This is a genomic window from Coprobacter secundus subsp. similis (assembly GCF_015097275.1).
GTDB classification, from domain to species: Bacteria; Bacteroidota; Bacteroidia; order Bacteroidales; family Coprobacteraceae; genus Coprobacter; species Coprobacter secundus.
The window spans coordinates 1,398,355-1,421,056 of the sequence record NZ_AP023322.1; the positions used below are offsets into that span (position 1 = coordinate 1,398,355).

The window sequence follows — 22,702 nt, forward strand, 5'->3', positions numbered from 1 at the left end:
ATGCCAAATTTAGTAAGAATTTTTTTATTCAGTTATTGATATTTCACCTCCTACAGCTTATAGGTAAGCATTAGGCTGGTGCCGAGTTGTTTACTTACGATTCGGGGACCGACGGTGTTGTCGACAGTCAGGTCATCGTAATTACTATGTCTGATATACATATCGAAACCAGTGGTGAGATAAAGGTTACGCCAAAGCCTGCAGTTTACTGCCACCTCAAAATGGTTGAAACTTGAGTTAGCCTTGTCACCTTGCACATCGACTGGTGCACCCTCTGGTGTCAGCGACCAATCCACATTTTGATCGTATCCTTTCCACGTATAGAGCCTATAGAATTGATTGGCGAGACAAACCGATACGCGATCATTGGTCAACTGCCAGCCGAGAGCCGCCTTGATTGAGAATCCTGAACCCCAATTGTAATTACGGTTGTAATCGCGGTAAAAATCCGTCAACATCCCACCAAGAATAATTCCGTTGAGGTGAAGATACCCATCGAATGCCACAGTAGGTGAAGGTTTGAATCTTGCCATAACACCTCCACCGACCGTAGCAGGAGAGCCTAATTTATAGGGTACGGCACAAGGAAACAAGTGCGAGATATATCGCTCGGGCCGTATCGTATCGGAATCAAAGAAGTCGAAATGCTGATAAAGTCCAATGTTCACATTCAGGTTCTTCCAATTAACGAGCTCCTTTGACAATAGCCGTCCCATTATCTCCACGCGACTGAGCAAAGGCTGGGTCCTCATTCCCTGAAGTTCCAAAAGAAAAGAGAAATAGTCGTACGGTACCCGAGCATTCTCGACATATCGGTCACCGTATTCAACTTTTATCTTGGCTGTCACTCCTGCTCGCGAGCCTTCATCATTGTCCCATAGAGTAATATATCTGCCTCCAAGCGACAAGTCGATGCTTATTGGCGGTATACCGAAACGTCGTCCCGAAGTAGAGCGACGTTCCCATGCACGCCCCGTCACTATACGTGTGAATCCTCGCATCGGGTCGACAAGAAAAGTTGCCAGTTCACGACCAAAACGCTCACCACCTGATGAACGATCGTTGATAATGAGGTCAGACATTCGATAAAATATTTCGCCAAGTGCCGCCCCACCTACGGGTGTTGCAATTATATCATTGGTCGAAGGGTACTCACATTCCATAAACATCTCCCACATGGCACTTCCTCCAATGGCAAACAGTTCCGACTGCCAGAAGTTGAAACCATTGCTTCGTCCAGCATTAAAGTAGATCGAACCGTGATAGGGATGACCAAACATATTTGTAGCCAAATGATCATTGTCCCATTCAAAACCATGCCGGAAGTTTTCCTTTATCGAGTTCCATGATATATAAGCATAATGCCCTTTAAGGGCATAGCGATCAAACGCCCACAATCCGATATTCATACCTACAGTCTCTGCTGTCGCTCTCCAAAAAGCCTTATGGCTCAAATGTGCCACATCGGCACTATCAGACAAAACGGGTGTACCAACAAGATGTCGGCCGGCAAATCGCAACGAATAATTTAGCGTATCACGCTCAAATGTGTCTGCGAGAGTCTCAATTGTAGATGTCTGTGCTACGGATATAATTGTAATAGCCAACAACAACAAACAAACCTTCAATTTTTTCATAACTTCTCAATATTTGGGGAAGCTGACCATATTCTTGTACCACCTTTCAATAGGATATACATCATCATCAGAAATTTATAATGATACAAATTTACAATAAAAATCAGTAAAAAAAGTATCCGACAAAAGCATAGACATAAAAGAAATTCTCTCAAAATAAAATTCCAAAAATGAAAAATTTATAAATTGAACCTTTCTTCAAAGGTCCCCTTATTTTCCCTTTTCACTAGTAAAAAATAAGACTAAATAATGTATTTTACAACCCAACTTGCAACCTTACTTATAAGACTGTCTCATTTTGAAGTGCCCCCGAAAAGTTAGATAGGTTAAACATTACCCAGTTATATATAGAGAGAGTTCAATATTGTACCGAACTCTTTTCTTTTAATTGTACTTTGATTCTCTTTCTATTATAATATTCAACATATTCATCCAAAGCCTCTATAAAGGTTTCGGCAGGATCAAATTTCTCCACATAAAGCAGTTCTGCAAAGTATTAGATTAGAATCTGAAAATAAAAAAACAGCGTATAACTATTTAAGTTACACGCTGTTCCCTATATTAAATTTAAAATTTATTTTACCTCCTCAAATATAAAGTATATTGATAATCAGTTAGTTACTGTTATCAAGATACAAATGATATGCAAATGTAAGTATAAAACCATATAGAAAAAGTACAAATGGACATTACTTTGTATGATAACATCCTTTTCTACAGATTAAGGGTTAACACAATGTTATACTACTGATATTCAGCATATTGAAGCTGTTCTTCCTTGCATTCAACAAAGAGTGTTAAATTATATTAAATCCTACAGGGCAATTATGATTCGTGCAAAGATAATATTTTGCAGTCAAAGGAAGAAAGACTTCTTGAACCACTTCTATGGTTCTATACTTCTGTTTCTGACGTAAGCTGACCCGTACGGTTTTCGGGTTTTAGACGGACATATATACAGTTTACTTTAGGTTAGCATATATATAAGAGCTAACCAAGGTAAACTAAAGTGTTTTTGTCCTGTAGATACTGCACTTTGTGGACTCTTTTCTCCTTTGACTGCAAAAACCTCTTATAGCCTTATCTCCACCTATAACGTCACTTCACACTGCTGTACCATGCAGTCTGCCATGTACCACCCCATCGGGCTTTGATAAGAATTGTGTTGCAAAGGTACCTGTCATGGCGTTCATCCTGCAAGGTCGGTGCCTGTGGTTTGTCCGTGAAATCTCCACGCTCTGATTGTGGCAGAGGTAGTATTTGACGGCAAAACCTTGCATTGATGAGCCATAACACCTTTTGGGGCAACATAATTCTTTAATCAATCCCGATGGTAGTTGGTTCTACATAAGGGAAGAAAATAAAAATTTTATCTTATGGCTAACATTTGCGACACTCAGTACAAGGTGACAGGCTCACGCAAAGCCGTGGCAGACCTTTGGAACACACTCCAAGAGTTGGAGGTGAACAGTAATAATGTGTATCTGTATCTCTTGGCAGAACACTATGGCATTGACTACGAGAAGAAAGGCATCTCGGTGAGAGGACACATCTATTGGGCAGAGTATGAGGAGAACGTGGAAGACGATTATGCCCTCTTGTCCTTTGACACCGAAAGTGCTTGGTCTTCATGCGACTTGTTCTTTGAGGAGGTGAACAAGGCACTTGGCGATGAACTTTCAATCAGTTGGCGAGAGGTTGAGCCAGGTTGCGACATCTTCTATACGCACGATGAGAACGACTTCTTCCCCGAAGAGTGCTACGTCACTGCATACGGAGAACTCTTTGAGGATTGTGAGGGTGCTTACTCCACCTTTGGTGATGCTATCAAGTTGTGGTGTGAGAAGACTGGTGTCTCACAGGACGGAAGAAGCGAACAGAAGATGATTGACTTCATCAATGAATACGAGTATGAGGCAGAGGACACGAATTTCTGCATCAATCCAATCACATTCGGCTAACAAGGAGGAACGGATATGGCAACGATAGACATGGAGCAGTTGGACGGCGTTGTAGGGTGTTTCTGCACCTTGCTTTATCCCCGAAGAGGTCAGACAGAGGGAACGATTGTCGAGGACTTGGGTTGTGAGGTCATTGTCCAGCTCATCAACGGCAAGGAAGTGACGGAGTACAAGGATGATGTTGTCATCTGTGAATAATCAGGAGAGAGTCTGTTGGCTATGTGGCTTGCAGACTCTTTCTTCCTTTGACTGCAAAAACTCTTTTAGGACAATCCTCCAATGAGGTTATGGCTGTTGTAACTGAAATACCTTGGGAGCAAGTTGTGCGGTTTGCTCACTTGCTCCAGTCCTGTTATAGAAGCGATGCTTCGACACCTGTATAGCGATACGTCGCCAAAGTCCCTTCGCCGTTTTAAGCGTCTCTGTACCTTGTTATAGGAATGGTCATTTCGCCTTTTGGTTTTACTCGTCTGTCTTTTGCGACTCTTCCTTGTCGGACACAGAACTTGGTCTTAGCATGATGACAGTGCTATCGCCAATCCTCTGATGTCTGTCCTCTTTTGGCTTGATGCCTCTATTGCTAAGCTGACCCTTAGGCTTGTCGTTCATCGTGCATCAGTGTTCATGCTCCTCACTCTTCTGATGATACAGCTGTAAGGTCGGATTTCCCGCTTCGTTTCTCCAGGCATACAGCCATAGCAGTGCCCCTGTCTGTTGCATACGGATTGCCTCCTTGCTTACAACCTTTGTTCCATTGTTTGGCCCCGTCTTTTTCTGAATTGAGCTATTTGAAAGCCACTTATTTTTACCATGCAAAGGTAGCGTGATGCTGCGAAGGACTTCCTCCTTCTTGTGTGGCCGCTATCGCTGTGACCAATAAAATAGTGCGTAATCTTCCTTTTTCTCCCTTACCGCCAACGACAAAAAGAGTATTGCGAACGATTTTCATGGTGCTTCCCACATGGTGCCACATCCCTGCTTTTGAATGCATGTAAAAATTAAGTTTCACTTTTAAATTCAATTCAAAATGAAAAAGATCGAGAACAACTTCACAGTTTCAGGTTTCGTAGGTAAGGATGCAGAAATCCGTCAGTTCGCAAACGCCAGCGTAGCACGCTTCTCATTGGCAGTAGGCCGTCAGGAGAAGAACGGCGAGGAAACCAACCGCGTATCGGCTTTCATGAATATGGAGGCATGGCGCAAGAACGAGCACACCGAATCATTCGACAAGCTCACCAAGGGCACGTTGCTCACCGTCGAGGGTTTCTTCAAGCCAGAGGAGTGGACAGACAAGGATGGCGTGAAGCACTCCAGAATCATCATGGTTGCAACCAAGTTCTACGAGTGTCCCGACAAGGAGGAGACTCCTGCGGAAGAGCCGGCCAAGCCAGCAACCAAGAAAGGCAAGAAATAGCCTTTCCTCTCCATAACAAGGCGACCTTCGGGTCGCTTTTGTTTTGCTCAGGGACATCAATCTGCTGTTATAGCGTGTGATAATCTTCTCTAATAACAACCATGTGCATTTATTAACCATAACGGCAACGCCGTCTTCCTTTATTCTAACCACTTCGTCCCTCACCATTTGCGAAACGTCACCAAGATGGTTGGCATACAGATATTCCCGGCTGATGGCGACAAAGTCGCTATTAGCCAAGAAAGACAGTATGCCAAGGTCTGAACGCGAGAGGACTGCCATCTATGCCACAAGATGCCGAAGCCGAGGCTTCTGATAATTGTGTCCTTTACTGGCTATCCACTCGCCTTGATATTCAGACCGTCAATCTTGCGACAGCTTCACTACCCACCCACACCTGCTTTACTATTCTTCTTCTCTTTGACTGCAAAATATTTTCTGTTATAAGCGGTGGTTTCGTCCAAGTGCGTTGTATCGCTTCGCCCCACACCTTCAGAACGGCATTACTGTACGGACACCGCACGAATCCCATGTGACAGGCAGCCAACAATGTCACTATCAGAAACTGACACTTCTGATAACTGCCTTTATTGCTGTCTGGCTGTCCCATTATCGGGCTTCGGCAATGTCCGTGTAATGCCATTCTGCCCACCCATACCACCTTTACCACTAATCAACTGTTTTACAATTTCTCTTCTGCTATACAAGAGGCAGTTCTTGTCCACTCAGGCATATTGAATGTGGCAGACATGTCTGCTACGTCCAATCTGCCTCAGTGTCCTGCGGCAAGGACAAGGCACATTTGTCATGCTGACAGGAGTGCCCGATTTGTCCGTTGCGCAACTGTCTCTTCTTGCCTGATATACGTTACTATCTACTTCTAAATTATACTGCTTTGCCCCACGCCTTTGCGAAGCGTTACATGGTCTGTCGTCATACAGACATCCTTGGCTGATGGCAACACGTTGCTATTAGCCAAAGCTGACAGTATGCCGAAGTACCGACGCGAGAGAATTGTCTGTCCGTGCTACAAGCTATCAAGGCTGAAGCTTTGATGACTTGCATCCCGGTCAGCCAACACACTCGCTTTATGTCGGTACAGCAGACCTGCAAACACTTCACTGCCCACCCTTACTGTTTCAATCTTTCTTCTTACCTCTTTATATATAACACATCATTCCTCTTGCAGCCAATATCAATAATCTTCTTCCAATCAGCGCAGTGGTAGGCATATTTCCTGCAAAGTTAGCCGCGTCTGAGACAATCGTCAAATTCTGCTTGAGGTCTTGTGACTGTGAACAATCTTCCTTTTCCTCGGAAAAGAGTATTCTTCACACATAATTTGTCTTTATGTCTTTTCTTGCGGCTTGTGGGAGCAGAAAATATCCCTCCACAGGCTGAAAGGTCTCGAAAGGAGGGAAGAGAAAGAAACGGTTAAGCGAACGCAGAGGGAATTTATTCACTATGCTGAGCGTAAGTTTCTTCAACGTAGTTAAACAAGTCCAGCGACATGGGCGACAAACTTATTTGTATCACTAAAAATAGAAAGGCAATGAAGATTATCATCCTGCATGATGCTGACGCACGCATCGAGTATCTTGACGTAGCCGACCACCTTCTCGGCTCAGACATCGAGGAGTTCCTCACCAGACAGGGCTTCTCAGTGAACAACATCACATGGCTTGTCACATCGGCAGACCATATCCCAGTGGTTTACCACAAGTATGACATCGACTGCAAGACCGGCGAGGCAACCCACACCAAACGAGAGGCAGAACTGCAAGACCTCACTATCCACGGACAACTCCAGGCATTGCAGCACCGGGAGCAGGACGAGCTGAAAGCGGCTCTTCGCAAGTACGGCACGGAGGTGGACGGAGGCTTTGAGGTGCATTTCGAGGGAGAGCAGCCCATCGTGGCAGGTTATCTCTTTGACGAGCCTCGTGACATCGTCATAGACGCAGCACGTTTGGATGCCGACGGAAACTTGTCGCTTCTTGGAGAGGACAAGGAAGTGAGGGATGGACAATACGACATAGAGCCAAGCGACATATTTGGCGGTCAGTTGGACTATGTCACGTCGAGTATAGGTGCATGGATGAAGTAGGAGCATGTATGACCCAGTGCATCGTATATGACGAGACGACCAAGGAGAGCGAGACCTTTTGCTCATTGACCGCAGCCAAGAAGTGGATGCGAGAGCGCATCAAACAGAAGCATGAGGTAAGCGGACAGAAGTACAGAGTCTATTCCGACGGAGAGTTTGTTAATTGCGGCTCTATCAGTCTCACAGGCAGCAACAAGTCTTTTGTCGCCAATACAAGGCAGACGAAGAAAGGATATTAATAACAAGGTAACGGCAAGCCTAACCAACTTGCCACACATATATTGATATGGAAAAGCAAATATTGAGTTTTAATGACTTGCCATCAGCATTGTCATTAGTAATAAACAAGCTGGAGATTTTAGAAGAAAAGTTTTCCACACTAATGACTCAAATTCAGCCCGATAAGGGATTGGAATGGCTTAGTGTTTCCGAATTGAGTGAGTATCTCCCTACCCATCCAGTTGAACACACAATCTATTGTTGGACAAGCAATAAACAAATACCATTCCATAAGAAGGGGAAACGTATCATGTTCCTCAAATCTGAAATTGATGAGTGGATGCAAGATAACAAGAGTAGGTCACGAGCAGAAATTATGAATGAAGCAATAGCTTATGTTCAATCAACAAGAAAAGTCATTTAAATAACAAGGTAACGGCAAGTCTAACCAACTTGCCACTATAACATTTTCACATTATGATTTACACTCACACTATCGGACGCATCGGAGCAAAGGATTGCCGCGTCATCACAGGTACACACGGAACATTCATGGCTGTTGACATCGCAGTGGACGACTACAGTAAGGGCAAGCAAATCACCACTTGGGTAAGGGTGAAGAGCAGCAAGGAGAACCATATCCGTTTGGCTGAATACCTCACCAAGGGTCGTATGGTGCTTGTGGAAGGCACACTGACTTCTTCCATTTGGACAGACCGCAACGGAGAGAACCACATACAGCATAGCATCATAGCTGACTCCATCGCCTTTGTCAATGCAGGGAAGAAGGATGCAACCGACACACCTGCAACAAAGGCACGCAAGGCAGCCAAGGCAGAGGGCGAGGCTCCCGTACCGCCAGCCGATGCACCGCAGGACAAGAGCGAAGACCTTCCCTTCTGAGGGTAGTATCAACTGAGAGTAGTACGTACTAATCGTAGTAAATCCGCTTTTACTATGGTTAGTATGTACTATCAGTAGTAGAATAGTAAAGTAGTATTCACTAATAGTAGTATCATGTTATGACACAGATAATTGCAGTATTAAATCACAAGGGTGGTGTAGGGAAAAGTACGACCGCAGTAAGCCTTGCGGCAGCTCTGCAACTGAGTAAGAAGAACGTCTTGGCTATTGACATGGATGGACAAGCCAACCTCACGGAAGCCTTGGGATTGTCCATCGAGGAAGAACAGACAGTCTATGGCGCAATGTGTGGACAGTACACCTTGCCGTTGGTCAAGTTGCACAACGGCATCACCGTCTCACCCTCATGCCTTGACCTGTCTGCGGCTGAGTTAGAGCTTATCAGCGAGCCGGGACGGGAGCTTATCTTGAAGGGACTTATCACCAAAGCCATCGCCAAAGAGCATTTCGACTACATCATCATCGACTGTCCACCGTCATTGGGCTTGCTGACCTTGAATGCCCTCACCGCAGCCGACTACATCATCATCCCTGTTCAAGCGCAATACCTTGCCATGAGAGGTATGGCAAAGTTGATGGACATCATCCGCATCGTTCAGGAGCGGCTCAACTCCAACCTTAAAGTGGGCGGCATCGTCATCACCCAGTTCGATCGCCGCAAGACGTTGAACCGAAGCGTGAGGGAAATCGTCAATGACAGTTTTCACGAGAAGGTTTTCAAGACCGTCATCCGTGATAATGTGGCTTTGGCAGAAGCACCCATCAACGGCAAGACTATCTTTGAGTATAATCCCAAATCCAATGGTGCCAGTGATTATATGTCTTTGGCAAAAGAAGTGTTAAACTTAAAATAGCATAGCCATGAGCAAGAGCAGTATGTTGAAAGAGGGAATGAAAGGCGGTCTCAACGGACTCCTTTCTTCCACAAAGAAGCCGAGTAAGGAGCAGATAGTCACAGAAACTACACCAGCACCACCTGTGTCTGTTTCTGAGACTACCGAAGTGCCGGTGCATTGCAATTTCCTTATCAACAAGAGCATCCACACGAGGATGAAGTACCTCGCCATCAAGAAAGGGATGTCCTTGCGTGATATTGTCAATGAGGCAATGACAGAATACCTAAAGCGGCATGACACATGAGTGCCGCGCGGTATCATCGCCGAACAGACGATGATACCGCTATCTCTTCTATAAACAGACTTTACTATCCGTAGTATGGTAGTAAAAACTATTCGACTATTATACTATTCGTAGTCGATACTACTTTTAGAAAATACTATCCAACTCATTTTTAGGGCAATAGTTTTCTCTGCTTGTAGGACTGTCTCCATGCTGATAAAAGGCAATGTCGTTCCCTATTACAAGATTTTCTCTTTTTCCCTCATATCAACTATCGTCCTTCCCCATATACAGCTTCGCCCCACGCCATCCCGCCCGTTTCCTCTTTTACATAACAGATTTCTTTTCGCCTGCCTTGCCGCTGCGGATATTGTTTTGCAAAGGTAATGCTGGCGATTGTTCAAACACCAAATCGTCCATTGCATTTGACCGAAAAATCTTCCTCTGCGTGCAGAGCGTATTTTTCGCTCCCGATTTGGCTTTTTGATCGCCATCACTCTTGGAAAGCAAAAAATATCCCTTGGGCAGGCAGGAAAAGCCTCCGAAATAAGGGAAGAAAAAACATAAGAGCAATGGCACACAAGAATGACTATCAAATCCAAAAGCAGTTAGACAAGCCTCAGACTTGGTTCTGCAAATACTATCCCGCACGCATCCGCAATGTGGGTGAGAAGGAGATTGCCGACAGACAATTAGTGTTTGACTTCAAGGACGGAAGAGCCTACGAGGAAGTGGCGCAGCGCACCGCAGAGAATATGCTGACACTCTACGGCAAGGGTTGCGTGAACATCGTCTTCGCCCCCGTTCCAGCATCCACAAGCGAGAGCAACGAACTCCGCTACAAGGCTTTCTGCCACAGGGTGTGTGAATTGACAGGAGCGGAAAACGGCTACGAGCACGTGAGGGTATGCGGAGAGCGTAAGACCATCCACGATAACCGCAAGAACGAGGATGAAGTCCGCAAGGCGAATGTCGTTGAGTTTGATGAGCCGTTCTTCGACAACAAAATGGTGTTGGTCTTTGACGATGTGATAACCAAGGGTCTCAGCTATGCCAAGTATGCCAACCAACTCGAAAGGCTCGGGGCATGTGTTATTGGCGGTATGTTCCTCGCACGCACACATTATAAAGTAAGGTAAAGTATGACAAAGTACGACAAGGCAGTGTCCGTATGCTTCAGCGGACACCGCAGCGTACCTTTCGCCAAGCGGAGGGAGTTGAAGCAATGTCTCAAATCGGAGATAGCCAAGGCGTATGCCGACGGCTACCGGTATTTCTATTGTGGCATGGCAATGGGATTTGACCTGCTGGCGGCAGAAGCCGCCCTTTCGTTGCAATGCGAGTTGAAGGACTTGCAGGTGATAGCCGTTGTGCCGTTCCGTGGTCAGTCTGACCGGTGGAGCAAGGAAGAGCAAGCCAAGTATGATGCCATCCTGCGCATCGTGGATGACGTGGTCGTATTGAGCGAGCAATACTACAATGGCTGCCTTCTGAGGCGCAACGACTATATGGTCAACCGCAGTTCACGTCTCATAGCCTACTTCGATGGCAATCCCAAGGGCGGCACGTTCTACACCGTCAGAGAAGCCAAGAGGCAGGGATTGGACATAGTGAATCTTCATAATAGTGTATAACCCATAAAACAGAAAATGCTTATGGACGATATTGTTGCAATCATCGTTTGCTACTTCGTGTTCGGAGCTTTGGGCAATGTGCTCAGAGCTTTGTTCGGCGGAGAGAGACGAAACGACTTCCGCCGTGACCGCTAAGCGTCTTTAAACCAAGATACGCTGACAGCCATACGTCTGCACCTTACCCCAAAAAGATGCAGCGGATAATTGTGTCCGTAGGCAAGGATATTCAGATTCCTCACCTTAACATTTTGATAAAAATAAAGATACTGCTGCCTATATTTCAAGACAGCAGTATAAACCTTACTCTGCAGGTGCCCATTTGCAACGCACAGGAGAGACGATTGCACCCTCTGCTTTCAGCTGCTTCATGGCTGCATCTACCTCTTTGCGGTCGAGACCGCTGAGTTCTGCGATTTTACCTGCGTTGAGAGGCTGACCAGCCTCTTTCATTGTTGCCAATACTTTTTCTTTTGCGTCCATTGTTTTGATGATTTGATGTTTTGTTTATAATCTTGTTATTAACTCTTGTATTTTGTCTTCCCTTATAATCTTCGGTTGTGCCTTACCTGCCAGAACGAGAATTTTCTTCCCGTTTCTGTAGATGTGCAGCTGTCTGCTTCGTACCACTGCTGTCAAGGTCTCATCATCCTGCATGGCTTGCCATATAGGATAATACACACCTTCTGGTTCAAACAACTTCTTCTGAAGGTGTGAGCACATGTTGGTTGTATCTATTGTCATATCGTTACGTCATATCATTAACATGATTCTGCCAGCTTCTTTTGTGAACATTTCAGGGAAACGGCAGATTGTTGCATACACCTGCTTGCTTGTCACAGGCTGACCGTCCTTTCTCAGGTGCAGCCTATGACGATTGATGGCATCGGCAATCTGGTCGGTTGTCATGCCGCCATTTCGCTTTACCATCACATATACTATGGCTTCTTCTATCTTCATCCTTTATTCATCTGTTTTTCAATCCATGCCATCAATACGGCAACAGCATATTCCTGTTCTTCCTTGGTCAGTGCCCTGCCTGCTGAGATGTGATGCCACTTGAAGAAGCATCCCCGGCAACAACAGCCAGTGGCATGTTGAGCCAGGAAAACAGGATGCCCACGCATGGGAGTCTGCTTGCCGTCGTTCGGTATGACAGCCGGAGCAAGTCTTTTTGCCACAAAGTCCTCTGCGTGTTTTCGTATCGTCGGCAATCCCTTTTCCATTACATACTCCCTGTCTTGCTTGGACAGATGGAACCGGCTGCGAAAATCAGACTTTGCCAATCTCTCAAAGAGATTCGTCAGGTCATACTCTTTCTTATCACCAGGAACGCTTTCTTGCGGCTCTTCCTCTTGGAACAACGATGGATATATGTATTTCTGTGACATCATTATCTGTTGCTTCTGATTTCTAATGTTATATCCATATATGACCGCTTGCCGTCTATATAGTCTGCATAGAGTATTTCTTCGCTTCTGCCTTTCAGAATATGGCACTTACCGCACAGCTCACAGTTGTGCAGACATCTCCATTCATTCAGAACGTAATCCAAACGTTCCTCTCGTGTAGATGATTCAATAGAGGGTGTGCTCATAATCAGTGTCTCCCACAGCGTGGTCAATCAGTGCCTGAAACTCTTCTTCCGTATAGTCTTCTTCCCAACCATACGTTACGTCCTTTATGCCCAAAGTAAACCCTAATGCCTCAGAATAGGATATGCCAATTTCAGCTGCAAGGTCTCTTGCCGCTTGAAAAATCTGCTCTTCTTTGCTTAAGGGCAGTTGTTTCGCTTTCTTATGTTTTTTCTTTGGTTTCCCCATTTGAGTATATTCGTTTAATAATCAGCGTTGATGGGCATCTTGAAATTCCTGTATTTCTTTCGGAGTTCCTCATTTTGCGCCTTCATTTCCTCATACATATCATTCAGTGCGTCAGGAAATCCCCATCCACAAGGGCTTGCCCAACGAAGGCATTGCTTGATTCGGGAATCATACTTGTCCCAAAGGTCATAAAGCACGATGTGGCGCAATGTCTTGTCGAAATTACTCTCAACAGAATCATAGAATTGCTCCCACATGTCTCCATAGTCATAAGTGAACTGACAGGCATTCTCCATATAGAACACCATCAATTCTGCGACTGAATCTTCCGAAGGCTTCAGTTTCTTGAAGTCGGACAATGCCTTGCGGCACACTGAGAAGCGTGTCTTTGGCTCTCTGTTTCTGCTCGGATAGAACTCTTCCCGTATGATGTGCTTATACTCTTCCAGCTTCTGGCCCTCATTCGGCTCTGCATAGAAGTCAAGATATTCCTTTGCCTCTTTCCGTGCAGAATAAAGTTCCAATACCATTTTTATTATTTCACTCTTGTCCATGGACATGAGGACAGACTTTAATTTAGATTTTGACATTTCTGCTCTTTTATCTTAAAAACGGGTCAATCGTTGCCAGCAACTCTGATTTCTGCATCACACCGCTCGTCCTCCACAACACTTCGCCGCGTCTGAACAGCATCAATGTGGGCACAGACTGTATGCCATACTGACTTGCAGTCACCCCATACTTGTCCACATCTACCTTGATGATGCGGATTCTGTCACCCAACACTTCCTTCACCTGCTCAAGGATGGGGTGCATCATCTTGCATGGCTGGCACCAGGTGGCGAAGAAATCGACCAAGACAAGTTGGTCACTTGATATAACGTCTTTGAATGTTTCCATTACGATTTTCTGTAAAATTATGCTATTTTCTTTCCTGTTATCTTACAATACTGCCCTGCAAATGTTAAAATCGAGAAGAATTCAATGAAAAACCTTCGTTATTTCAAAGAATATTCGTACCTTTGCAGCGCTCATCTATAGATAGAAGGAGTTTCGAGACCCGGTTGCCTTTGATGCAATTCGGGTCTTGCGTTTTATAGTGGTGTCTGCAATCTCTTTTTCATCTTCTTTTCCAAAGCCTTTAGTCCATACTCTTTGTTAAGATGGTATGCTGTCAACAGATAGAATCCGTTGCTACGTTGTTGTTCCAAGACAATAACATACTTTTCCACTTTATCATAGATGTATGTTTTCTTGACCTTACGCTTTTTGCCGTCCCTCTCTTCTATGGTAAATACATCCAGATTGTCTGGTGTCAATTCTCTCACATGGTGATTTATCCAATGAAGCCTTTGTGAACGAGCCATCTCGAATACTCGCTTTGGATAAGTCGTACCGTCTTCGTTCTCAACCATGATTTCTTCACAGGTAAGATGCTTGAACAATCTTGCCATGTCAATCTCGCCATCTGTCTTTATAGGATAGATGCGCCACCCTCTGAATGAGAATTGACAGTTATCTTCTATATCACGCTTGAATATTGCATGAAGATCATGCTCTCTTTCTCGTTCACTGAGATATGCCAGTTCCAGCAGCTCAGGGTATTTCTTGATAATATTCAAACTGCTCATTGGCTATTTCAGTGCGATAAAAAACAAATTAAACTTCTTTCTAAATTTGGGAGTTGTGGTGTTGAGACTGATATTACTGTGTTTTTTTATCTTTTCAATCAGCTTCATTTTGGCTCTCACCCTTCCTTCAACTTCTCCCTTTTCATATCTAAGGTTGTAGTTGATGGCTCCCATTAGAACATCTGCCAATTGGATGAAGACACTTTCGTGTGAACGTATAAACTGAAACCTGCCAATGGAAGAGTTGTATTCCATTATTTTTCTGAGCCTCTCCAGCTTATCGCTACTGCATGTGTCCTTGATATCCATATATATGTTATATGTATAATCCATGTCCATCTTGTGATGCAGCAATTGGTAGTACATGCGAAAGTAGAAATCATTAAACGTATAGTCTTCTCGTTTCTCGTCAATCTGACTCTTGTCAACAACCACAGCCCTAAATTCCATGTCATTCATAAAGAACCAGTCTATAAGCTCTGCATAGACTTTATACGTGGCCTCGTGGACATTTGTCCATTTCAGCTCATCACTATAGCCGTGCTTCTTCTTAATATCTTTTATGGCATCTTTTGCCATGCGGATTTGTGTGTATGCTATACTTGTACATCCCAAAAGCATGTAGGGATGACCGTCATGCACCATGTGGGTGCTTTCATCACAGTAGATGTTGAATGTCTTATTCATTGTATCTGTTTTTTGTTTATTCTTTATTCCTTTTCTTCAGCGGTCCACTATGAGGTCCACGGTTCAGCGTCACACCATGCTTGTTGAGTATGCGGAACACGGAACTTCGGCTTGTGAAGCCGCTGATGGCAAAGATGTCATCTATGCTGTGCCCCTCGTTGTACATGTTCACGATATTCTTCTCACGCTCCAGTTTCGACAGTGCCCTTTCCGACTTCTTGGGCGGCCGGATATTCTGTTGCAGATGGATGATGTGTGCCGATGCCTTGCGCAGCACGGCACACTCCTCAGAGAGTGACCCGAACATACGGATGACCTGTGAGGGCTTGGTGTCGGGGAAAAGTTCGTCAAACGTATCGATGCGGTCTTGGATGGAGATGATGCGAACCACCTTCACACGGCAGTATTCTATGAATGTAGCCAGTTCACGGGTGCCACGCAGTGCGTTACTGAACCTCGACACCACCAGCTCGTCGCCGCGCTCCAGACTCGATATGAGCTGCTTCCACATCGGGCGCAGCCTCTCGTGTTCGGACAGTTCCTCTATCACCTGAACACAGCCGTATTGCTGCATCCAAGCCTTGTCTTCTGCATACTCTTCGCCATTGGTGGCGATAAAGATGTAACCTACTTTTGCCATACTGTTGTACGCTATTAAATGAAATCAAGTGCAAAGGTACACTATTTTTCCGAGAAACAATCATACTTGAACGAAAAATCATACTTAAACACGATAATTTGCCATTTTCTTTTCACTTGATTTCATTGAAAATCATACTCGCAAGTATGATACACAAATAAGATTAAACTTACTGTCATTCTTGCAAATATATCGCTGAAACGCATTAACTTTGCACCGTCAATTTCAAAATCAGACTCAAAATAATGACAACAATGAAATATGAAACCCAACTTTTCGGAGGACAAACCAACCTCCATTGCATGAAGCAAATATTGCATAATGCAAAATCAAACTCGCATGGCTGTATCAGACTTGCCATTTGTATTGCCACTGCGTTTGCCGTAGTCATGCTGACAGCATGTTCAGACGGAAACGGCACGAAGTCGTTCCATTCGAGCGATGAAGCCATCAGAGAGTATCATGGCTTTCTGACCACTCTTCGACAGAACGGCAAGGTCTCAATTCAGACATTAGTTAAGATTGTCAACGAATGGCGCGTGTTGGACGATTCCGTGACATCGTGCATCTCACGTGACACTGTCAGGAAAGCCCACTCATACCCGTTCACGGTATATCATGAGTTGAACGACTCCATCCACATCGAGCTGTGCCGTATGGCGATGTCTAAGCAACGCACCTTTCACGACCTGCTCTATCTCAGAGAACAGACCTCTTCCCATGTTGGTGATGAGGAACTACAGCAAGCCGTGAAGGAAGCACAGCCGTTCTTCGCTTCCTTGGATAGCCTGCCTATATATAATAAAGGTGGTAAACAGGCGGTACTGAAGCGTTACCTGCTGTTCCTGCAAAAATCCGCCAAGCAAGGCATTCACGGCAAGGAAGACCTGCTCGCTTTCATCAAGGAAGAGCATTTGTATTTCAAATCCTTCCTGCAATACCTGCCGGATTTTGCTGACGATGACATCGGTGACATCAGACGAAACACCGAACACTGCTGTCGGGAGATACTCCGTGCCGCCGACCGCAAGGATTTGTCCCACAAGGATGCAATGATATACCTCTCCATGCGCACCAACCACCGTCTGCTGCGCAACGCACAAGCGGCTATCGAGGATCTGAATAGTGGCAGGGTAAAGGACGAGCACACCATGCACGCCTACCTCCTGATGATGATGCAGCCGTTCATGACGATGGATGACCTTTCCGTGAGCGTGCTCTCCGACAAGGACAAGGCAGACCTCTACAAAATAGCCGATGCGCTCCCCAAGGAGATGGACGGTCTGGCCAAGAAACTGCACCTCGACAAGCAACGCCTGTCGGATATGCCCATGCTCATGATGAAGATTTATGTCACAAGATTATAAACACCCCAAACAGAGAATACGATTATGTTAGAACAGTTTTGCGATGATTTCCTTGCCGTCGTGCCTTTGCAGTTGCCAGAACTGCTGGACAAGCGCAAGATGGAGAAGCCTGTCAAGTATGACGATTACGTGCTTCTTACTTTCCAGTTGAACACCCCTTTCACGATAGAGGAGGTGATGGATATGCTCGAAGACGAGATGGAAATGATAATCCTCTATCACCACATTCCAAGCCGTCATACGGAGTTCGGACACAGCTGCTGTGCCTATTCCAACCCTTCTTTCGGACGGATGTTCAAGGTCAACGGCTCCACAGATGAGCGTGGCATGGTCAGCCAGATAAAAGTGACCATCTATGACTCGCTGGAGCACATGTCGGCAGATGTATGCCTCGACCTCAGTCTGCATTGCAAGAACGGGTTCTTCAAATACATGAAGCCCAAGGAGGAAGTCCTGCTCGACTTCATTTGAAAGTTACATTTGCCAGATGACAGTCCTGTTCTACCGCAACAACGCTCCATTCTGTTGTCCACAACAAAGGCCAAAGTCATGCCACAAGCTCCCGACCATCTGATGAAGGAAACGCTTTACATGAAGATTATCCATCTTCTCGACCGTCACCGCACATGGCTGGAGATTGAGAGCATCGCCACTGTCCGCAACCACACGATAGTCAGGAACGGCAGAATGACCGACATCCTCAGCCGTGTGCTTGTGGTCAAGGCCATCCACCATCATTTCCCCTACACGAGAGGGCAAGTGTGGCAGATAGCCGAGTACGACTTGGAACAGGCTATCAAGAGCCTTCGGACAACCGACGGAGCTTTCCGTCAGAGAATAATCAAGGGAGAACTGACACTGGAGGATGTGGAGCGTATCATATCCACTGCCACACACGGTGTCGTCCAGCCCGACCTGAGTCCACTTCCATTATTCACATGCTATACATATTATGACAAGTAAGATACTGTTTCTCATCCTGATGTCAGCGTTCTTCTTTGTGACGATGATTCTGCACAGAAGCCGCAGACAGTTTATGACACGGTTCTATCTGCGCATGACCGCGCTTGTGACAGCAAGGAAGCTCTACCGGTTGATGCTGCTCATCCTGCTGTACGTGTTCCACTTCCTCTACCTCTGTGTACACTATAACGACATAGGCGTAGTGGCTTCCACCATAGCGTTTGCCATATTCTTTGTCTTTATGGATGTGGAGAGGTGGCTACAGCGTCTGCACGAGGAGCGGACACCCTTCTGCATCGCCGCGTTGGCGGCAGTGGTGTTTGTCTTCACTCCTCATCTGTTCACGCTTGCTGTCACCATCTCCTTTGTCCTTCTGGCATCACTGTTCTATCCCTCGCGCATAGTCATATCGCTGTGGAAGAACAAGGCTGACCGCAAGATGCTCCTCGAAGACACAGAAATGCTCATCATATACTACTATTAAGTATCACCTGTATCATGCCGTTCCTTTTGTATAATGGAGCTGGCGACAAACAACAGTATTCACCAAACAGATTATTGAAATGAAGAAACAGAAACATAGAACGAGTTCCGGCAAGATGTCTGAACGGATGTCCCTGTTGGAGTTCTTGAAAGAGAGGTCCGGGATAAGGCTGTCGAAGCTCGAAGCCTACCTTGACCTTGTAGACAAGGCTTCTGTACAGTACATCCCCAAGGATCTGTGCAAGCAGGAGTTCAGCCTGTCCAACGGGCAGTTTGTAATCACCATTACCGAACTGGCAGGATGCTGGCATTGGCACCGCGCCACTGTCCGCACCTTCATCGAGCAGTTGGAGAAGATGAACCAGATTTCCGTCACCCGTCTCACGAAGAGCCAAATCATCACCATCCCGATGTTGGCTGAGACACCTGCCGTTTCTCCGATTGACGCAGCCTTGGATGTGTTCCGCCAGAAGATGTGTACCGCATTGGACGAATGGCGAAGCGGCAAGATGTCCGCATCGGCTTGCGCCTCGGAATGTGAACAACTCTACGAAGATGCAACAGAGGAAGTAGCCATTATCTTGCAGAAAGCCGACAATGGCAATTCAATTGGCAAGGTGCCATGCGGAAGAAACATTCCCGAATCTGTAGGACACGCCTTTTGTATGACTGCACTCACAGCTGTCTGCGAAGCCACCTTCCATCAGGTGCTTTCGCAGGAAACAGATAACGCCCTCGTTACCTCCCTTCTTCCCTTCTTTTACAAAGACCTGGGAGGAGACTGGCTCTCATTCATCGAGGCGGCAAAGGCAATATCAGAATTGGCATTGGATGGCAGCTCACCAGCCTTGCATCAGGAAAGCGCAGCCATCAAGTCACAGTTTCAGTCACTCTGCCGACCGTTCCTTGCCATTGTAGCCAACCAAGAGGGCTCCTGTCCATCAAAAGGCTGTATTAACCTCTAATAATCACCGTACAACGCTTCTTCTTTTCTACTGGCACAGTGTTTACACGTCTGCCATTGCTGTAAAATAATCGGGCTTGCCCGTTGGTCGGAAATGAGGGAATTTGGGTAGCCTAATACCCCTCTTGGTCTCCGACCATCGGGAGGCTGTCCTTACAAGCAGCAAGCTGGAGACAGGAGAGTTGTACACACATAAAAGGAAATAGGTTATGGCAACACCAAAACAGGTTATGGATTTCCGACCATCTAAGGGAATCACCACAGCACAGAGCAACGAGCACCAACGCCGTTGGACGGAAAAGGGTTGGGGATCCGCTGAATCAACAGGCAACTACGACCGCAGCCGTGAGCGGCTCAACTTCGAGGTTCGGGGCGGCAAGGTTTGTCCTATAGACAAGAGCCGAAGCATCCCGGAGCGCATGGCAGACATCCTGCGGAGCCGTGGAATCAAAGACCCCAACGAGGGACTGGCAGAGCCACGCTTCCGCACAGTGGTCAATTTCATCTTCGGAGGCTCACGAGAACGTATGACGGAACTGGCATTCGGTGACCAGAAGGTGAATCTCACTCACGGAGCGGACAATTCGCATCTAACCCGATGCAAGGACATTGAGGAATGGGCAAAGGATGTTTACCGCTTTGTTGCGGACAAATACGGTGAGGAGAACATCGTCGCTTTCATCTTACACTTGGACGAAACCAATCCGCACGTTCACTGCACCCTCTTGCCAATCAAGGACGGCAAGTTTGCATACAAACAGATATTCGCCGGAAAGGACAAGTACGAGTTTTCTGCCAGGATGAAAGCCCTGCACAGCGAATTTGCCGATGTCAACAAGCGTTGGGGCATGGAGCGCGGAACTTCCGTCTCAGAGACGGGAGCACGCCACCGCACCACCGAAGAATACCGCCGCCAGCTGTCAGAACAGTGCACCACCATTGAGCAGTCCGTCGCCACCCATCAGCGGACACTCGCCTCGCTCCAATCGGACATCCGTCTGGCAGAGCGGAGAGTAAAAGGACTCACCTCAATGGTCAACAACCTCTTGCAGGAGAAGGCTGAGAAGGAGGCGGCACTTGCTGAATTGCATCGGCAGATTCTTGCAGGTCACGACAATCCTGATGCTCTCCGTCAGCAAGTCCAAGAGCTGGAGCAGGAACTGTCCGCTATCCAGTCGAAACTGGACGACAAGCAGGAGAAGCTCTCAGAGGCTGACCGCAAGCTCGATGCCCTGCGTGAGGAGATGACCGCCATGAAGGAGCGCACGGAGGAGTTGCGGCAGGAGGCACACAGATATTCCGATACTATCCGACAAGGTGCGGACACCGTTCTCAGAAATGCCCTTCTCGAAAACATGGTCAGCGAGTTCTCCGAACGTGTGGCACGGCTTTCCAATGAGGGCAAGGACGTGTTTGACGGTTCCCTGCTTCAGGCCTTTGCGGAGAATGGAACGGAGGTGATGTACTGTGCCACGCTTCTATTCCTCGGCTACGTCGATGATGCCACCACCTTTGCCGAAGGTCATGGCGGTGGCGGCAGTTCGTCCGACCTCAAATGGGGACGTGACGATGACGAGGATGAACGCGCTTGGGCACGCCGTTGCATGATGAAAGCTGCACGCATGATGCGCCCCTCTTCCGGCAAAAGGAAGAAACGATAAGCGGCACTGTCACGTATCACCTGTTATAGTATTCACCAGATTAAATTGAACAACATGAGAAAAATACTTATTCTATCCCTTGGCTTCGCCCTTTCATTGGGTGCGCAAGCCAAAGACTATCACCGCACGGCGGACACCACCACCGTTGTATGCAGACTTTCGGCAGACGGTATGCTTCGTCCGCTTAAACCTTCCTACATGAAAGGGGCATTGGTAGCTTCGCCATGGACGGACAACTGGTTTGTCCAAGCGGCAGGAGGAACTACGGTCTTCCTCGGCAAACCGCTCGGATGCAACGACCTATTCGGTCGCATGAAACCGGCATTCTCCGTGTCGATCGGCAAATGGTTCACACCTTCCGTCGGCGGTCGTCTGAACTATGGCGGTATGCAGTTCAACGACTGCAACAACTCCTCGCAGGACTACCAGTACCTGCGTGCTGATTTCATGTGGAATGTCCTCGGCAACCTCTACAAGGACGATGTACACACTCTTGCCAGATGGAGTGTCATTCCATACGTGGGCGTGGGTATGCTGCACAACAAGGTGAATGCCCACAAGCCCTTTGCCATTTCCTACGGCATACAGGGGCAGTATCATCTCTCCCCACGCATTGCTGTTACGGCAGAGATAGGCAACATGACCACCATGCAGGATTTTGACGGCTATGGCAAGGCACACCGCCTTGGCGACCATCTGCTGTCCGCATCCCTCGGCCTCTCTGTCCGCATCGGCAAGACTGGCTGGAAGCGAGTGATAGACGCTCGCCCGTACATCGCACAGAACGAATGGCTTTCGGCATACGCCTCATCCCTTTCTGACAGCAACAGCCGCTATCACGCCCAGCACGATCGAGATTGTCAGACTCTGGAGCAGCTGCGCAAGATTCTTGCCATCGAGGGACTTCTGGACAAGTACGGCCACCTCTTTTCTGACGATGCCGCTTCTTCCGTCACAAATGGCTATCCTCGAAACGACTACAGCGGTCTCAACTCGCTGCGTGCAAGAATGAGAGACAAGTATGGTAATGGTCAAAAGACAAAGGTCATGGAGTCCGCCTCTTGTACAGAAGAATATGGCAATGCTGAAGGTGAGCCGGAAGACGATTACCTATCGCTCATCCACTCAGGAAAGGCTTGCATAGGTGCGCCCATCTATTTCTTCTTTGAACTTGGCACTGACAGGTTGCTCAACAGGTCACAGCTCGTCAATCTCGACGAAGTAGCACGCATCGCCAAGAAATATGGCTTGAAAGTTAAGGTCATCGGCGCTGCCGACAGTGCCACAGGCAGTGAAGCCATCAATGATAACCTCAGCCGTTCCCGTGCCAGATTCATTGCAGAGGAACTGATGAAACGTGGTATGGAAAATGGCACCATCTCTCAGATTTTCGATGGCGGCATTGACGATTACTCGCCCAATGAGGCGAACCGCCATACCAGAATCCTGCTGTATCTATAGCCAGACATAC

34 protein-coding genes are annotated in these 22,702 nt (G+C 46.7%); 18 read left to right on the top strand and 16 right to left on the bottom strand.

Features of this window, described 5'->3' with window-relative positions:
• Positions 1 to 50: 50 nt before the first annotated feature.
• From Cop2CBH44_RS05480 to Cop2CBH44_RS05490, 3 genes are all read right to left on the bottom strand, one after another.
• Positions 51 to 1,637 (bottom strand): DUF3943 domain-containing protein, encoded by a 1,587-nt coding sequence (locus tag Cop2CBH44_RS05480; protein WP_200755700.1) that lies wholly within the window; start codon positions 1,635 to 1,637, stop codon positions 51 to 53.
• 358 nt (positions 1,638 to 1,995) lie between these two features.
• Positions 1,996 to 2,112 (bottom strand): IS3 family transposase, encoded by a 117-nt coding sequence (locus Cop2CBH44_RS16700; RefSeq protein ID WP_157256284.1) that lies wholly within the window; start codon positions 2,110 to 2,112, stop codon positions 1,996 to 1,998.
• A gap of 623 nt (positions 2,113 to 2,735) precedes the next feature.
• Complete coding sequence (locus tag Cop2CBH44_RS05490) at positions 2,736 to 2,948, bottom strand: hypothetical protein (RefSeq protein WP_007837487.1); 213 nt, start codon at positions 2,946 to 2,948, stop codon at positions 2,736 to 2,738.
• A gap of 65 nt (positions 2,949 to 3,013) precedes the next feature.
• Between Cop2CBH44_RS05490 and Cop2CBH44_RS05495 the strand changes: the two genes are divergently transcribed.
• The 3 genes from Cop2CBH44_RS05495 to Cop2CBH44_RS05510 all read left to right on the top strand — a co-directional run bounded on the left by Cop2CBH44_RS05495 (position 3,014) and on the right by Cop2CBH44_RS05510 (position 5,012).
• Positions 3,014 to 3,598 (top strand): hypothetical protein, encoded by a 585-nt coding sequence (locus Cop2CBH44_RS05495; RefSeq protein WP_005816332.1) that lies wholly within the window; start codon positions 3,014 to 3,016, stop codon positions 3,596 to 3,598.
• A 15-nt stretch (positions 3,599 to 3,613) separates the two neighbouring features.
• Positions 3,614 to 3,796, top strand: coding sequence for a hypothetical protein (locus Cop2CBH44_RS05500; RefSeq protein WP_004319908.1), 183 nt, complete (start codon positions 3,614 to 3,616; stop codon positions 3,794 to 3,796).
• Between the two features lie 829 nt (positions 3,797 to 4,625).
• Positions 4,626 to 5,012, top strand: coding sequence for a single-stranded DNA-binding protein (locus Cop2CBH44_RS05510; RefSeq protein ID WP_004319910.1), 387 nt, complete (start codon positions 4,626 to 4,628; stop codon positions 5,010 to 5,012).
• Positions 5,013 to 5,367: 355 nt separating this feature from the next.
• Here the strand turns inward: Cop2CBH44_RS05510 and Cop2CBH44_RS05515 are convergent, their stop codons facing one another.
• Positions 5,368 to 5,682, bottom strand: a complete 315-nt coding sequence (locus Cop2CBH44_RS05515) for a hypothetical protein (RefSeq protein WP_224204806.1) — start codon at positions 5,680 to 5,682, stop codon at positions 5,368 to 5,370.
• 882 nt (positions 5,683 to 6,564) lie between these two features.
• Here Cop2CBH44_RS05515 and Cop2CBH44_RS05520 point away from each other — a divergent pair.
• The 6 genes from Cop2CBH44_RS05520 to Cop2CBH44_RS05545 all read left to right on the top strand — a co-directional run bounded on the left by Cop2CBH44_RS05520 (position 6,565) and on the right by Cop2CBH44_RS05545 (position 9,402).
• The gene (locus Cop2CBH44_RS05520; RefSeq protein WP_005816324.1) at positions 6,565 to 7,119 is read left to right on the top strand and encodes a hypothetical protein; all 555 of its coding nucleotides are present in this window, start codon (positions 6,565 to 6,567) and stop codon (positions 7,117 to 7,119) included.
• On the top strand, positions 7,107 to 7,358 hold the full coding sequence (locus tag Cop2CBH44_RS05525) for a hypothetical protein (protein ID WP_007837480.1): 252 nt from the start codon (positions 7,107 to 7,109) through the stop codon (positions 7,356 to 7,358). The genes Cop2CBH44_RS05520 and Cop2CBH44_RS05525 overlap by 13 nt, the downstream gene beginning before the upstream one ends.
• A gap of 47 nt (positions 7,359 to 7,405) precedes the next feature.
• Positions 7,406 to 7,762, top strand: coding sequence for a helix-turn-helix domain-containing protein (locus Cop2CBH44_RS05530; RefSeq protein ID WP_007837478.1), 357 nt, complete (start codon positions 7,406 to 7,408; stop codon positions 7,760 to 7,762).
• Positions 7,763 to 7,815: 53 nt separating this feature from the next.
• Positions 7,816 to 8,241 carry a single-stranded DNA-binding protein gene (locus tag Cop2CBH44_RS05535; RefSeq protein ID WP_005816321.1) on the top strand — a complete coding sequence of 142 codons (426 nt, stop codon included), beginning with the start codon at positions 7,816 to 7,818 and terminating at the stop codon, positions 8,239 to 8,241.
• Between the two features lie 119 nt (positions 8,242 to 8,360).
• Entirely contained in the window at positions 8,361 to 9,116 is a 756-nt protein-coding gene (locus Cop2CBH44_RS05540) for a ParA family protein (RefSeq protein WP_005816319.1), read from the top strand.
• A 7-nt stretch (positions 9,117 to 9,123) separates the two neighbouring features.
• On the top strand, positions 9,124 to 9,402 hold the full coding sequence (locus Cop2CBH44_RS05545) for a plasmid partition protein ParG (RefSeq protein ID WP_005816317.1): 279 nt from the start codon (positions 9,124 to 9,126) through the stop codon (positions 9,400 to 9,402).
• A gap of 306 nt (positions 9,403 to 9,708) precedes the next feature.
• Here Cop2CBH44_RS05545 and Cop2CBH44_RS05550 read toward each other — a convergent pair whose 3' ends face one another.
• The gene (locus Cop2CBH44_RS05550; protein WP_225494525.1) at positions 9,709 to 9,960 is read right to left on the bottom strand and encodes a hypothetical protein; all 252 of its coding nucleotides are present in this window, start codon (positions 9,958 to 9,960) and stop codon (positions 9,709 to 9,711) included.
• Between Cop2CBH44_RS05550 and Cop2CBH44_RS05555 the strand changes: the two genes are divergently transcribed.
• Both Cop2CBH44_RS05555 and Cop2CBH44_RS05560 read left to right on the top strand, forming a co-directional pair.
• Positions 9,954 to 10,520, top strand: coding sequence for a hypothetical protein (locus Cop2CBH44_RS05555; RefSeq protein ID WP_005816315.1), 567 nt, complete (start codon positions 9,954 to 9,956; stop codon positions 10,518 to 10,520). The two genes, Cop2CBH44_RS05550 and Cop2CBH44_RS05555, sit on opposite strands and share 7 nt — an antisense overlap.
• Positions 10,521 to 10,523: 3 nt before the next feature.
• Positions 10,524 to 11,015 (top strand): SLOG family protein, encoded by a 492-nt coding sequence (locus Cop2CBH44_RS05560; RefSeq protein ID WP_005816313.1) that lies wholly within the window; start codon positions 10,524 to 10,526, stop codon positions 11,013 to 11,015.
• Between the two features lie 300 nt (positions 11,016 to 11,315).
• On the opposite strand, the gene Cop2CBH44_RS05565 is transcribed toward Cop2CBH44_RS05560, so the two are convergent.
• The 11 genes from Cop2CBH44_RS05565 to Cop2CBH44_RS05615 form a co-directional block, all read right to left on the bottom strand.
• Positions 11,316 to 11,495, bottom strand: a complete 180-nt coding sequence (locus tag Cop2CBH44_RS05565; RefSeq protein WP_005816310.1) for a transcriptional regulator — start codon at positions 11,493 to 11,495, stop codon at positions 11,316 to 11,318.
• A 24-nt stretch (positions 11,496 to 11,519) separates the two neighbouring features.
• Positions 11,520 to 11,756 carry a hypothetical protein gene (locus Cop2CBH44_RS05570; RefSeq protein WP_005816304.1) on the bottom strand — a complete coding sequence of 79 codons (237 nt, stop codon included), beginning with the start codon at positions 11,754 to 11,756 and terminating at the stop codon, positions 11,520 to 11,522.
• A 9-nt stretch (positions 11,757 to 11,765) separates the two neighbouring features.
• On the bottom strand, positions 11,766 to 11,972 hold the full coding sequence (locus Cop2CBH44_RS05575) for a hypothetical protein (RefSeq protein ID WP_005816302.1): 207 nt from the start codon (positions 11,970 to 11,972) through the stop codon (positions 11,766 to 11,768).
• On the bottom strand, positions 11,969 to 12,406 hold the full coding sequence (locus Cop2CBH44_RS05580; RefSeq protein ID WP_005816300.1) for a DUF4186 domain-containing protein: 438 nt from the start codon (positions 12,404 to 12,406) through the stop codon (positions 11,969 to 11,971). Before Cop2CBH44_RS05580 ends, Cop2CBH44_RS05575 begins: the two co-directional genes overlap by 4 nt.
• Positions 12,406 to 12,609 carry a hypothetical protein gene (locus Cop2CBH44_RS05585; protein ID WP_008144459.1) on the bottom strand — a complete coding sequence of 68 codons (204 nt, stop codon included), beginning with the start codon at positions 12,607 to 12,609 and terminating at the stop codon, positions 12,406 to 12,408. The genes Cop2CBH44_RS05580 and Cop2CBH44_RS05585 overlap by 1 nt, the downstream gene beginning before the upstream one ends.
• A complete protein-coding gene (locus tag Cop2CBH44_RS05590; RefSeq protein ID WP_005816298.1) occupies positions 12,590 to 12,835 on the bottom strand; it encodes a hypothetical protein in 246 nt (81 codons plus the stop codon). Before Cop2CBH44_RS05590 ends, Cop2CBH44_RS05585 begins: the two co-directional genes overlap by 20 nt.
• A 14-nt stretch (positions 12,836 to 12,849) precedes the next feature.
• A complete protein-coding gene (locus tag Cop2CBH44_RS05595; RefSeq protein ID WP_007837469.1) occupies positions 12,850 to 13,425 on the bottom strand; it encodes a DUF6155 family protein in 576 nt (191 codons plus the stop codon).
• A 10-nt stretch (positions 13,426 to 13,435) separates the two neighbouring features.
• Complete coding sequence (gene trxA, locus Cop2CBH44_RS05600) at positions 13,436 to 13,735, bottom strand: thioredoxin (protein ID WP_005816294.1); 300 nt, start codon at positions 13,733 to 13,735, stop codon at positions 13,436 to 13,438.
• Between the two features lie 194 nt (positions 13,736 to 13,929).
• Complete coding sequence (locus tag Cop2CBH44_RS05605) at positions 13,930 to 14,466, bottom strand: hypothetical protein (RefSeq protein ID WP_005816292.1); 537 nt, start codon at positions 14,464 to 14,466, stop codon at positions 13,930 to 13,932.
• A gap of 3 nt (positions 14,467 to 14,469) precedes the next feature.
• Positions 14,470 to 15,153 carry a DUF3800 domain-containing protein gene (locus Cop2CBH44_RS05610; protein WP_005816290.1) on the bottom strand — a complete coding sequence of 228 codons (684 nt, stop codon included), beginning with the start codon at positions 15,151 to 15,153 and terminating at the stop codon, positions 14,470 to 14,472.
• Positions 15,154 to 15,169: 16 nt separating this feature from the next.
• The gene (locus Cop2CBH44_RS05615) at positions 15,170 to 15,793 is read right to left on the bottom strand and encodes a recombinase family protein (RefSeq protein WP_005816288.1); all 624 of its coding nucleotides are present in this window, start codon (positions 15,791 to 15,793) and stop codon (positions 15,170 to 15,172) included.
• A gap of 254 nt (positions 15,794 to 16,047) precedes the next feature.
• On the opposite strand from Cop2CBH44_RS05615, the gene Cop2CBH44_RS05620 reads away from it, so the two are divergent.
• The 7 genes from Cop2CBH44_RS05620 to Cop2CBH44_RS05650 all read left to right on the top strand — a co-directional run bounded on the left by Cop2CBH44_RS05620 (position 16,048) and on the right by Cop2CBH44_RS05650 (position 22,692).
• Complete coding sequence (locus Cop2CBH44_RS05620) at positions 16,048 to 17,160, top strand: hypothetical protein (protein WP_005816286.1); 1,113 nt, start codon at positions 16,048 to 16,050, stop codon at positions 17,158 to 17,160.
• 24 nt (positions 17,161 to 17,184) lie between these two features.
• Complete coding sequence (locus Cop2CBH44_RS05625) at positions 17,185 to 17,631, top strand: hypothetical protein (RefSeq protein WP_004319947.1); 447 nt, start codon at positions 17,185 to 17,187, stop codon at positions 17,629 to 17,631.
• A gap of 288 nt (positions 17,632 to 17,919) precedes the next feature.
• Complete coding sequence (locus Cop2CBH44_RS16505; protein WP_235016776.1) at positions 17,920 to 18,123, top strand: hypothetical protein; 204 nt, start codon at positions 17,920 to 17,922, stop codon at positions 18,121 to 18,123.
• The gene (locus tag Cop2CBH44_RS05635; protein WP_005816282.1) at positions 18,113 to 18,607 is read left to right on the top strand and encodes a hypothetical protein; all 495 of its coding nucleotides are present in this window, start codon (positions 18,113 to 18,115) and stop codon (positions 18,605 to 18,607) included. The genes Cop2CBH44_RS16505 and Cop2CBH44_RS05635 overlap by 11 nt, the downstream gene beginning before the upstream one ends.
• A 79-nt stretch (positions 18,608 to 18,686) precedes the next feature.
• On the top strand, positions 18,687 to 19,571 hold the full coding sequence (locus Cop2CBH44_RS05640) for a hypothetical protein (RefSeq protein WP_005816280.1): 885 nt from the start codon (positions 18,687 to 18,689) through the stop codon (positions 19,569 to 19,571).
• A 208-nt stretch (positions 19,572 to 19,779) separates the two neighbouring features.
• Positions 19,780 to 21,231 (top strand): MobV family relaxase, encoded by a 1,452-nt coding sequence (gene mobV, locus Cop2CBH44_RS05645; RefSeq protein WP_005816278.1) that lies wholly within the window; start codon positions 19,780 to 19,782, stop codon positions 21,229 to 21,231.
• 54 nt (positions 21,232 to 21,285) lie between these two features.
• Positions 21,286 to 22,692, top strand: a complete 1,407-nt coding sequence (locus tag Cop2CBH44_RS05650; protein ID WP_005816276.1) for an OmpA family protein — start codon at positions 21,286 to 21,288, stop codon at positions 22,690 to 22,692.
• Positions 22,693 to 22,702: the final 10 nt, after the last annotated feature.

Coding starts and splice junctions, on each gene's coding strand:
- Cop2CBH44_RS05480 (WP_200755700.1), bottom strand. CDS start 1,637: ATGAAAAAATTGAAGGTTTGTTTGTTGTTGTTGGCTATTACAATTATA.
- Cop2CBH44_RS05490 (WP_007837487.1), bottom strand. CDS start 2,948: ATGTTGCCCCAAAAGGTGTTATGGCTCATCAATGCAAGGTTTTGCCGT.
- Cop2CBH44_RS05495 (WP_005816332.1), top strand. CDS start 3,014: ATGGCTAACATTTGCGACACTCAGTACAAGGTGACAGGCTCACGCAAA.
- Cop2CBH44_RS05500 (WP_004319908.1), top strand. CDS start 3,614: ATGGCAACGATAGACATGGAGCAGTTGGACGGCGTTGTAGGGTGTTTC.
- Cop2CBH44_RS05510 (WP_004319910.1), top strand. CDS start 4,626: ATGAAAAAGATCGAGAACAACTTCACAGTTTCAGGTTTCGTAGGTAAG.
- Cop2CBH44_RS05520 (WP_005816324.1), top strand. CDS start 6,565: ATGAAGATTATCATCCTGCATGATGCTGACGCACGCATCGAGTATCTT.
- Cop2CBH44_RS05525 (WP_007837480.1), top strand. CDS start 7,107: ATGGATGAAGTAGGAGCATGTATGACCCAGTGCATCGTATATGACGAG.
- Cop2CBH44_RS05530 (WP_007837478.1), top strand. CDS start 7,406: ATGGAAAAGCAAATATTGAGTTTTAATGACTTGCCATCAGCATTGTCA.
- Cop2CBH44_RS05535 (WP_005816321.1), top strand. CDS start 7,816: ATGATTTACACTCACACTATCGGACGCATCGGAGCAAAGGATTGCCGC.
- Cop2CBH44_RS05540 (WP_005816319.1), top strand. CDS start 8,361: ATGACACAGATAATTGCAGTATTAAATCACAAGGGTGGTGTAGGGAAA.
- Cop2CBH44_RS05545 (WP_005816317.1), top strand. CDS start 9,124: ATGAGCAAGAGCAGTATGTTGAAAGAGGGAATGAAAGGCGGTCTCAAC.
- Cop2CBH44_RS05555 (WP_005816315.1), top strand. CDS start 9,954: ATGGCACACAAGAATGACTATCAAATCCAAAAGCAGTTAGACAAGCCT.
- Cop2CBH44_RS05560 (WP_005816313.1), top strand. CDS start 10,524: ATGACAAAGTACGACAAGGCAGTGTCCGTATGCTTCAGCGGACACCGC.
- Cop2CBH44_RS05565 (WP_005816310.1), bottom strand. CDS start 11,495: ATGGACGCAAAAGAAAAAGTATTGGCAACAATGAAAGAGGCTGGTCAG.
- Cop2CBH44_RS05570 (WP_005816304.1), bottom strand. CDS start 11,756: ATGACAATAGATACAACCAACATGTGCTCACACCTTCAGAAGAAGTTG.
- Cop2CBH44_RS05575 (WP_005816302.1), bottom strand. CDS start 11,972: ATGAAGATAGAAGAAGCCATAGTATATGTGATGGTAAAGCGAAATGGC.
- Cop2CBH44_RS05580 (WP_005816300.1), bottom strand. CDS start 12,406: ATGATGTCACAGAAATACATATATCCATCGTTGTTCCAAGAGGAAGAG.
- Cop2CBH44_RS05585 (WP_008144459.1), bottom strand. CDS start 12,609: ATGAGCACACCCTCTATTGAATCATCTACACGAGAGGAACGTTTGGAT.
- Cop2CBH44_RS05590 (WP_005816298.1), bottom strand. CDS start 12,835: ATGGGGAAACCAAAGAAAAAACATAAGAAAGCGAAACAACTGCCCTTA.
- Cop2CBH44_RS05595 (WP_007837469.1), bottom strand. CDS start 13,425: ATGTCAAAATCTAAATTAAAGTCTGTCCTCATGTCCATGGACAAGAGT.
- trxA (WP_005816294.1), bottom strand. CDS start 13,735: ATGGAAACATTCAAAGACGTTATATCAAGTGACCAACTTGTCTTGGTC.
- Cop2CBH44_RS05605 (WP_005816292.1), bottom strand. CDS start 14,466: ATGAGCAGTTTGAATATTATCAAGAAATACCCTGAGCTGCTGGAACTG.
- Cop2CBH44_RS05610 (WP_005816290.1), bottom strand. CDS start 15,153: ATGAATAAGACATTCAACATCTACTGTGATGAAAGCACCCACATGGTG.
- Cop2CBH44_RS05615 (WP_005816288.1), bottom strand. CDS start 15,793: ATGGCAAAAGTAGGTTACATCTTTATCGCCACCAATGGCGAAGAGTAT.
- Cop2CBH44_RS05620 (WP_005816286.1), top strand. CDS start 16,048: ATGAAATATGAAACCCAACTTTTCGGAGGACAAACCAACCTCCATTGC.
- Cop2CBH44_RS05625 (WP_004319947.1), top strand. CDS start 17,185: ATGTTAGAACAGTTTTGCGATGATTTCCTTGCCGTCGTGCCTTTGCAG.
- Cop2CBH44_RS05635 (WP_005816282.1), top strand. CDS start 18,113: ATGACAAGTAAGATACTGTTTCTCATCCTGATGTCAGCGTTCTTCTTT.
- Cop2CBH44_RS05640 (WP_005816280.1), top strand. CDS start 18,687: ATGAAGAAACAGAAACATAGAACGAGTTCCGGCAAGATGTCTGAACGG.
- mobV (WP_005816278.1), top strand. CDS start 19,780: ATGGCAACACCAAAACAGGTTATGGATTTCCGACCATCTAAGGGAATC.
- Cop2CBH44_RS05650 (WP_005816276.1), top strand. CDS start 21,286: ATGAGAAAAATACTTATTCTATCCCTTGGCTTCGCCCTTTCATTGGGT.